This is a genomic window from Brevundimonas sp. (genome assembly GCF_032107865.1).
Classification (GTDB): domain Bacteria; phylum Pseudomonadota; class Alphaproteobacteria; order Caulobacterales; family Caulobacteraceae; genus Brevundimonas.
The window spans coordinates 1-6,861 of record NZ_DAMCNG010000153.1; the positions used below are offsets into that span (position 1 = coordinate 1).

Here is a 6,861-nt window from a genome sequence, read left to right on the forward strand (position 1 = left end):
GCCTTCGCGCGGCAGGGTCTGCTTGGGCCGCTCGGGCTTCCAGCGGAACAGCACGACCAGCAGGCCCAGATAGCTGACGGCGTTGACGGCGAAGGCCGCCGCCGCGCCCGCCGCCGCCACGATCAGTCCGCCCAGCGCCGGGCCGACGCTGCGGGCCATGTTGAAGCCCATGGAGTTCAGGGTCACGGCCCCGGCCAGATCCTCGCGCGGGACCATGTCGCCGACCGACGCTTGCCACGCCGGGCCGTTGAAGGCCGTGCCGCAGCCGATCAGGAAGGTGAAGGTCAGCAGCACCCAGGGCGTGATCCACCCCATCCACGTCATGGCCGCCAGACCGGCCGAGACCAGCAGCATGAAGGTCTGAGCCGCCAGCATGATCTTGCGCCGGTCCACCGTGTCGGCCAGAGCGCCGGCCGCCAGCGACAGCAGCATGATCGGCAGGGTGACGGACGCCTGCACCAGGGCGACCATCTGCGCCGAGGCGATGGAGGTCATCATCCAGGCGGCGCCGACCGACTGGATCAGCCCGCCGAAATTGGTGACCAGGCTGGTGATCCACACCGCCCGGAAGATCGGGTGCCGCAGCGGCGCCAGCGCCGAGGGGCGTTCCGGCGGGACGGACGGCGGATGGGAAGGAGAGGCGTCGGCGGTCGAACTCATGCGGGGCGCCCCCTCGCATGGACGATACGGAGCAGGCGGGAACCGACGACGACCATGTGGGCAGTCCACACGGCTTCGACGGGGGAAGCAAGCCGGGAAGCGGTCACTCTGGGTTCCGGATTATTGGCGTCGCGAGGGCGGCGGCGGGACGCTATAGGAAGGCCGTGACCATCCCAGCCGTTCCCCCGATGTCGTCCTTGACCCCCTTCACCGTCGCCGCCCTGTATCGTTTCGCGTCCGTGGCCGACCCGGCGGCGCTGCGTCTGCACCTGCTGGACCTGTGCGGGACCGAAGTGCGCGGCACGCTTCTGGTGGCGCATGAGGGGATCAACGGCACCATCGCCGGGCCGGAAGCCGACATCGCCCGCGTGATCGACGGCGTGCGCGCCCTGCCGGGCTTTGACCGGCTGGAACTGAAGTATTCGACGGCGCAGGCCATGCCCTTCCACCGCATGAAGGTGCGGGTGAAGGCCGAGATCGTCACCATGGGCCAGCCCGACATCGACCCGGTCGAGGGCGTGGGAACCTATGTCTCGGCTCAGGACTGGAATGCCCTGATCGCCGACCCGGACATGGTCATCATCGACACCCGCAACGACTATGAGGGCGAGATCGGCGCCTTTGCGGGCGCCGTCCAGCCCAACACCCGCACCTTCCGCGAGTTCGCCGACTGGTTCAGGACCGAGGGGCGCGCACTGCTGGACCGGCCGACGCCGCCGAAGGTCGCCATGTACTGCACCGGCGGCATCCGCTGCGAAAAGGCCACCGCCTTCCTGAAGGCCGAGGGGGTGCGCGACGTGCATCACCTGGAAGGCGGCATCCTGAAGTATCTGGAGACGGTGCCCGAGCCGGAAAGTCTGTGGCGCGGCGAATGCTTCGTCTTCGACGAGCGGGTGTCCGTGGGGCACGGCCTGGTCGAGGGCGACCACAGCCTGTGCCGGGCCTGCCGGATGCCGATCAGCCCCGAGGGCCGTCTTTCGCCGCGCTATGTCGAGGGCGTGTCCTGCGACCGCTGCTGGGACGACCGCGACGCGGCCCAGCGCGACGGCTACGCCGAACGCCAGAAGCAGATGGAGATCGCCCGCGCCAGAGGCGTGGCGCACGTGGGGGCGGCGCAGAAAGGCTAGAAGGCGCTTCTTCCGCTCTCTCTCTCTCTCTCTGTCTTCTCCGCCGTCATCCTCGGGCTTGACCCGAGGATCCAGCCTTGCCGCAAGTTGTCGTCGTATCGTGGCGCGCATTGATCGATCCCACATCGGCTAACCGGCGCGGGTCTGGATCCTCGGGTCAAGCCCGAGGATGACGGCATGTGTGGCGGTGGACGCGGCGTATGTGGCGACGGACCTGTCGGACTGGGTCGCGGTCGGCGTCCGCCCATGCCATCCTCCCGACCTCGCTTAGTCAGGAGGCCCGCCCATGTCCGCCTTTCGTCCCGTCGAGCGCCTGGACACCCATGAGGTGGCCAATCAGGTTCCGCCGCTGGAGGACATCGACCTGTTCACCGGCGACAAGGCCCTGCACGACGCCGTGCGGCGCTGGGGCGGTGCGGGGCATGTCGAGCGGCTGACCGATCTGGGCCGTCGCTGCGGTTCGGCCGAGGTGATCGACTGGGGCGTGCAGGCCAATCGGGTGACGCCCGTGCTGGACACCCACGACCGCTATGGTCGCCGCATCGACGAGGTGACGTTCCACCCGGCCTATCACCAGCTGATGGATCTGGGGCTGGGCGCGGGCATCGCCGCCGGCGCCTGGGACGGGACGCCGAACGGGCATCTGCTGCACGCGGCGATCCTGTTCCTGACCGGGCAGGCGGATTCGGGGACCAGCTGTCCCATGACCATGACCTACGCCTCGGTGGCGGCGCTGCAGGCTGATCCGGCGGCGGGGGAGCCTTGGATTCGGGGCGTGCTGTCCGGCCGCTACGACCCGGCCGTGCGCCCGGCGGGGGACAAGGCGGGCGTGACGCTGGGCATGGCCATGACCGAGAAGCAGGGCGGCTCGGACGTGCGCGCCAACACCACCCGCGCCGAGCCGGTCGGCGAGGGCGGCTGGTACAGCCTGACCGGGCACAAGTGGTTCTGTTCGGCGCCGATGTGCGACACCTTCCTGACGCTGGCCTATGCGCCGGGCGGGCTGACCTGCTTCATCCTGCCGCGCTGGCTGCCGGACGGGACGCGCAATGCGGGCTTCCGCGTCATGCGGCTGAAGGACAAGATGGGCGACCGCTCCAACGCCTCGTCCGAGGTCGAGTATCATGGCGCGCTGGCGCAACGGCTGGGCGAGGAGGGGCGGGGCGTCGCCACCATCATCCGCATGGTCCAGCACACGCGGCTGGACTGCGTGGTCGGCTCGGCGCTGCAGATGCGCGGGGCGCTGGCGCAGGCCGTGTGGCACGCTGCGCACCGCACCGCCTTCCAGAAGCGGCTGATCGACCAGCCGATGATGGCCGCCGTCCTTGCCGATCTGGCGGTCGAGAGCGAGGCGGCGACGGCCCTGTCGATGCGGTTGGCGGCGACCTTCGATACGGGCGACGCCGTGGGGCGCCTGCTGACGCCGGTGGCCAAATACTGGGTCTGCAAGCGCGCGCCGAACATGGTCTATGAGGCGATGGAGGCGCTGGGCGGCGCCGGATACGTCGAGACGGGGCCGATGCCGCGCCTGTTCCGCCAGTCGCCGCTGAACGCCATCTGGGAAGGCTCGGGCAATGTCATCGCGCTGGACGTGCTGCGCGCGGCGGGACGCGAGCCGGAAGGCGTGGAGGCCCTGCGCGCCTGGCTGGCGTCACAGGCGGGGAAGTCCGCCGACTATGACCGCTTCATCGCCGGGCTGGACCTGACGGCGAACGAGGCGGGGGCGCGGCTGACGGTCGAGCGGCTGGCGCTGGCGGCCCAGGCTGCGACTCTGCTGGAAATGGACACCCCCTCGGCCGAGGCCTTCATCGCGCTACGCCTTCGTCCACGCGGCATGTCTTACGGGGCCTATGAGGCGCAGGTGGATCAGCGGGCGGTGCTGGAGCGGGCGATGCCGGCCTGAATGTCGTGAAAGTGGAGCCGGAAAGGACGAAGGCCTCGCGGGGGCTCCGCGAGGCCTTCGGTGGTGGAGCTTAGCGGAGTCGAACCGCTGACCTCTTGCATGCCATGCAAGCGCTCTACCAACTGAGCTAAAGCCCCAGGCCGTATCGGCTTGGTTATGTCGTCGACCGGATCAGACCGAGGCGTCTGGAAAGGACGAAGGCCCCGCGGGCGTTCCGCGAGGCCTTCGATGGTGGAGCTTAGCGGAGTCGAACCGCTGACCTCTTGCATGCCATGCAAGCGCTCTACCAACTGAGCTAAAGCCCCGAACCTTTCGGTCGGTCCCGCCGGGGAGAGAAAGTCGCCCCCCGGCGAGGCGCGGAAACTAGGTCAGGCTGTTTTGAAGATCAAGCGGGTCTGACACATTTTTTTCCGCTTATTTTTCCGAACCTTGACCCTTAGTCGTCGTCACGCGACGGCTTGGCCAGCTCTTCGTCGAGGTCATCGTCGTCTTCGTCTTCGATGAAGGGCACGGAATCATCATCGTCGTCGTCCAGGACGTCGTCGTCATCGTCGCCGTCCGACGAACCCATGCCGGCGTCGTCGCCGCCCGGCTCACCGTCGTCGTCGTCCGGGGTCAGGATCGGCTCGTGGCCTTCCTGATCGATTTCGGGCGTGGAGCCTTCGGCGTCCTCTTCGTCCTCGTCGGCGTCGGCGGACTTGTCGGCGACCTGATCTTCGGCCTCCTCGTCAGCGGCGTAGCCGGCGCCGCGACGCACGCGGCGGCTGCGGACGGCTTCTTCCATCGGATCGAACTCGGTGTCGCACTTGGGGCAGTGGGCCGGGCGACGGTTCAGATCGTAGAATTTGGCCTGGCAGTTCGGGCAGACCTGCTTTTGGCCCAGTTCGGGATTGGCCACGTGATTAGACCTTCGGCGGGTTTAAGGGAAAATTGGAAATCGGGCGGCTCCCTTGCCACCGGCGGGGGCCGCTGTCAAAAGCCTTCTTTTCCGCGCCTGCGCGGCTTTCCTGACATTCGGAGCCTGCATCAGGGTGAGCACTCCCCAGACCTTCACCGCGTCCGGCGTTTTCGACCTCGATTCCGGCCTTCGGGGCGCGGTCCGCGCGCCGGGCGACAAGTCGATGTCGCACCGCGCCCTGATCTTCGGCGGCATGGCCGAGGGCGTCACGGAAATCGAAGGGCTTCTGGAAGGCGACGACATTCTGGCCACCGGCCGCGCCATGCAGGCGCTGGGCGCCTCGGTCGAGCGGATCGGCGAGGGCCGCTGGCGGGTCGAGGGGCGCGGGCCGTTGCGCTCGCCCGAGACGATCATCGACTGCGGCAACGCCGGGACCGGGGTGCGCCTGCTGATGGGCGCGGTCGCGGGCTATGAGCTGACGGCGACGTTCGACGGCGACGCCTCCTTGCGCAAACGGCCGATGAAGCGCGTGACCGGGCCGCTGGCCGACATGGGCGCGCGCTTCGACTGGAATGCGGCCGAAGATCGGGTGCCGCTGACCTTGCACGGCGGCGGGCTGAAGGGCGTGACCTTCGTCCAGAGCGTCGCTTCGGCCCAGATCAAGTCGGCCATCCTGCTGGCCGGACTGAATGCGGACGGCGAGACCGTCGTGGTCGAGCCGGAAAAGAGCCGCGACCACACCGAACGGATGCTGCGCGCCTTCGGCGTCGAGATCGAGGTGACGGAGGAGGGCGACGGCTGGCGCATCCGCCTGCCGGGCGGCCAGAGGCTGAAGGGAACCCACGTCGCCGTGCCGGGCGACCCGTCCTCGGCGGCCTTCCCCCTGGCGGCGGCCCTGATCGTTCCGGGCTCGGAGGTGACGGTCGAGGGGGTGATGCTCAACCCGCTTCGCACCGGCCTGTTCCAGACCTGGCTCGACATGGGCGCGGACCTGACCATCACGAACCGGCGGATGGCCGGCGGCGAAGAGGTCGGCGACGTCACCGCCCGCCATTCGGCGCTGAAGGGGATCGTGGTCCCGGAAGATCGCGCCGCCTCCATGATCGACGAATACCCGATCCTGGCCGTGACCGCCGCCCTTGCTGAGGGCGAGACCGTCATGCGCGGCATCGGCGAGATGCGCGTTAAGGAAAGCGACCGCATCGCCCTGATGGCGGCGGGCCTGACGGCCTGCGGCGTTCAGGTCGAGGAGGAGCCGGAGGGCTTCATCGTCACCGGCGCTCCCGGCTTGGTGAAGGGCGGCGCGACCGTCGACACCGCCCACGACCATCGCATCGCCATGAGCCACCTGGTCCTGGGTCTGGCCGCCGAACAGCCCGTCTCGGTCCGTGATCCCGAGATGATCGCCACCAGCTTCCCCGGCTTCGTCGAGATGATGGCCGGACTGGGAGCGGAGATCGGTCAGGGTGGCTGAGACCCGCAAGACGTCCGGGCTCTGGTCCTGGTTGCAGTTCGTGCTCGCCGCCGCCTTCGTCGGCTGGTGCAGCTACAAGGGCGGGTCGGAGGTGTGGCGTGCGCTTGAAACCGGGCTGCTGCGTCACGGCAAGGGGCCGGACGTGGCGCTCAGCGACAGGCCGCTGGTCTTCTGGGCGTTGAACGGCTTCTACGGGCTCTCGGTTCTGGCGGGCGGCGGTTTTGCCGCCTTCTGCCTGGCGTTGGCCTTTCAGGAAGTGCGGAAGCGGGACGTGAAGCGATGACGGCGCGGCCTTCTCTTCCGCCGTATGTGGCGTTCAAGGCGCTCGGCGTCGGTCTGCTGGTTCTGGCCGCGGCCTTCCTGTTGTTCGCGCTCGGCTTCTTCGGCGAAGGCATGCTGGATCTGGCCGACGGCCGCATGGACGGCCACGCCTCCCTGGACCTGTCGGAAGCGGTCGCGACCCATCTGTTCCGGCGGCGCATAGGAACCATGCTGGCGTCCAGCGCGGTTCTGCTGGTTTTCGGGCTCGGATGCTTCTGGGTCGCTTGCGTCCTGAAGCCGAAGCCGTGAGAAGCACAGGGCGCGGCAGCGCTGTGAAGGAATCCTGATTTGAACAAGAACCTGGTCATCGCCGTCGACGGCCCCGCCGCGTCCGGCAAGGGCACCATCGCCGCGCGCCTGGCCGCTCACTACGGCCTGCCGTACCTGGACACCGGCCTGCTGTATCGCGCCGTAGGACTGGCGGTGCTGGATGCGGGCGGCGATCTGGGCGACGCCGAGGCGGCGGCGCAGGCCGCGC

At 68.8% G+C, this 6,861-nt stretch carries 8 protein-coding genes and 2 tRNA genes; 6 read left to right on the top strand and 4 right to left on the bottom strand.

The features are described from left to right. On the bottom strand, positions 1-660 hold a 660-nt coding region (locus RT567_RS12040; protein ID WP_313576575.1), incomplete at its 3' end, for an MFS transporter. Between the two features lie 197 nt (positions 661-857). On the opposite strand from RT567_RS12040, the gene RT567_RS12045 reads away from it, so the two are divergent. Further along, positions 858-1,787 carry a rhodanese-related sulfurtransferase gene (locus RT567_RS12045; protein WP_313576581.1) on the top strand — a complete coding sequence of 310 codons (930 nt, stop codon included), beginning with the start codon at positions 858-860 and terminating at the stop codon, positions 1,785-1,787. A 286-nt stretch (positions 1,788-2,073) separates the two neighbouring features. Next, positions 2,074-3,690 (top strand): acyl-CoA dehydrogenase family protein, encoded by a 1,617-nt coding sequence (locus RT567_RS12050; protein WP_313576576.1) that lies wholly within the window; start codon positions 2,074-2,076, stop codon positions 3,688-3,690. Positions 3,691-3,751: 61 nt separating this feature from the next. Here RT567_RS12050 and RT567_RS12055 read toward each other — a convergent pair. The 3 genes from RT567_RS12055 to RT567_RS12065 all read right to left on the bottom strand — a co-directional run bounded on the left by RT567_RS12055 (position 3,752) and on the right by RT567_RS12065 (position 4,588). Continuing rightward, a tRNA-Ala gene (locus tag RT567_RS12055) sits at positions 3,752-3,827 on the bottom strand. Positions 3,828-3,919: 92 nt separating this feature from the next. Continuing rightward, positions 3,920-3,995 (bottom strand) — tRNA-Ala (locus RT567_RS12060). A gap of 131 nt (positions 3,996-4,126) precedes the next feature. Further along, entirely contained in the window at positions 4,127-4,588 is a 462-nt protein-coding gene (locus RT567_RS12065) for a TIGR02300 family protein (protein WP_313576577.1), read from the bottom strand. Between the two features lie 133 nt (positions 4,589-4,721). Between RT567_RS12065 and aroA the strand changes: the two genes are divergently transcribed. From aroA to RT567_RS12085, 4 genes are all read left to right on the top strand, one after another. Beyond that, entirely contained in the window at positions 4,722-6,062 is a 1,341-nt protein-coding gene (gene aroA / locus RT567_RS12070) for a 3-phosphoshikimate 1-carboxyvinyltransferase (RefSeq protein WP_313576578.1), read from the top strand. Then, positions 6,055-6,345, top strand: a complete 291-nt coding sequence (locus RT567_RS12075) for a hypothetical protein (RefSeq protein WP_313576579.1) — start codon at positions 6,055-6,057, stop codon at positions 6,343-6,345. Before aroA ends, RT567_RS12075 begins: the two co-directional genes overlap by 8 nt. Then, on the top strand, positions 6,342-6,632 hold the full coding sequence (locus tag RT567_RS12080) for a hypothetical protein (RefSeq protein WP_313576580.1): 291 nt from the start codon (positions 6,342-6,344) through the stop codon (positions 6,630-6,632). The genes RT567_RS12075 and RT567_RS12080 overlap by 4 nt, the downstream gene beginning before the upstream one ends. 51 nt (positions 6,633-6,683) lie before the next feature. Next, positions 6,684-6,861: (d)CMP kinase (locus RT567_RS12085; protein ID WP_313576582.1), on the top strand; the 178-nt coding region annotated here is incomplete at its 3' end.

Excerpts from the sequence above, each read along its gene's own strand:
- RT567_RS12080 (WP_313576580.1), top strand. The coding sequence starts at position 6,342 with ATGACGGCGCGGCCTTCTCTTCCGCCGTATGTGGCGTTCAAGGCGCTC.
- RT567_RS12050 (WP_313576576.1), top strand. The coding sequence starts at position 2,074 with ATGTCCGCCTTTCGTCCCGTCGAGCGCCTGGACACCCATGAGGTGGCC.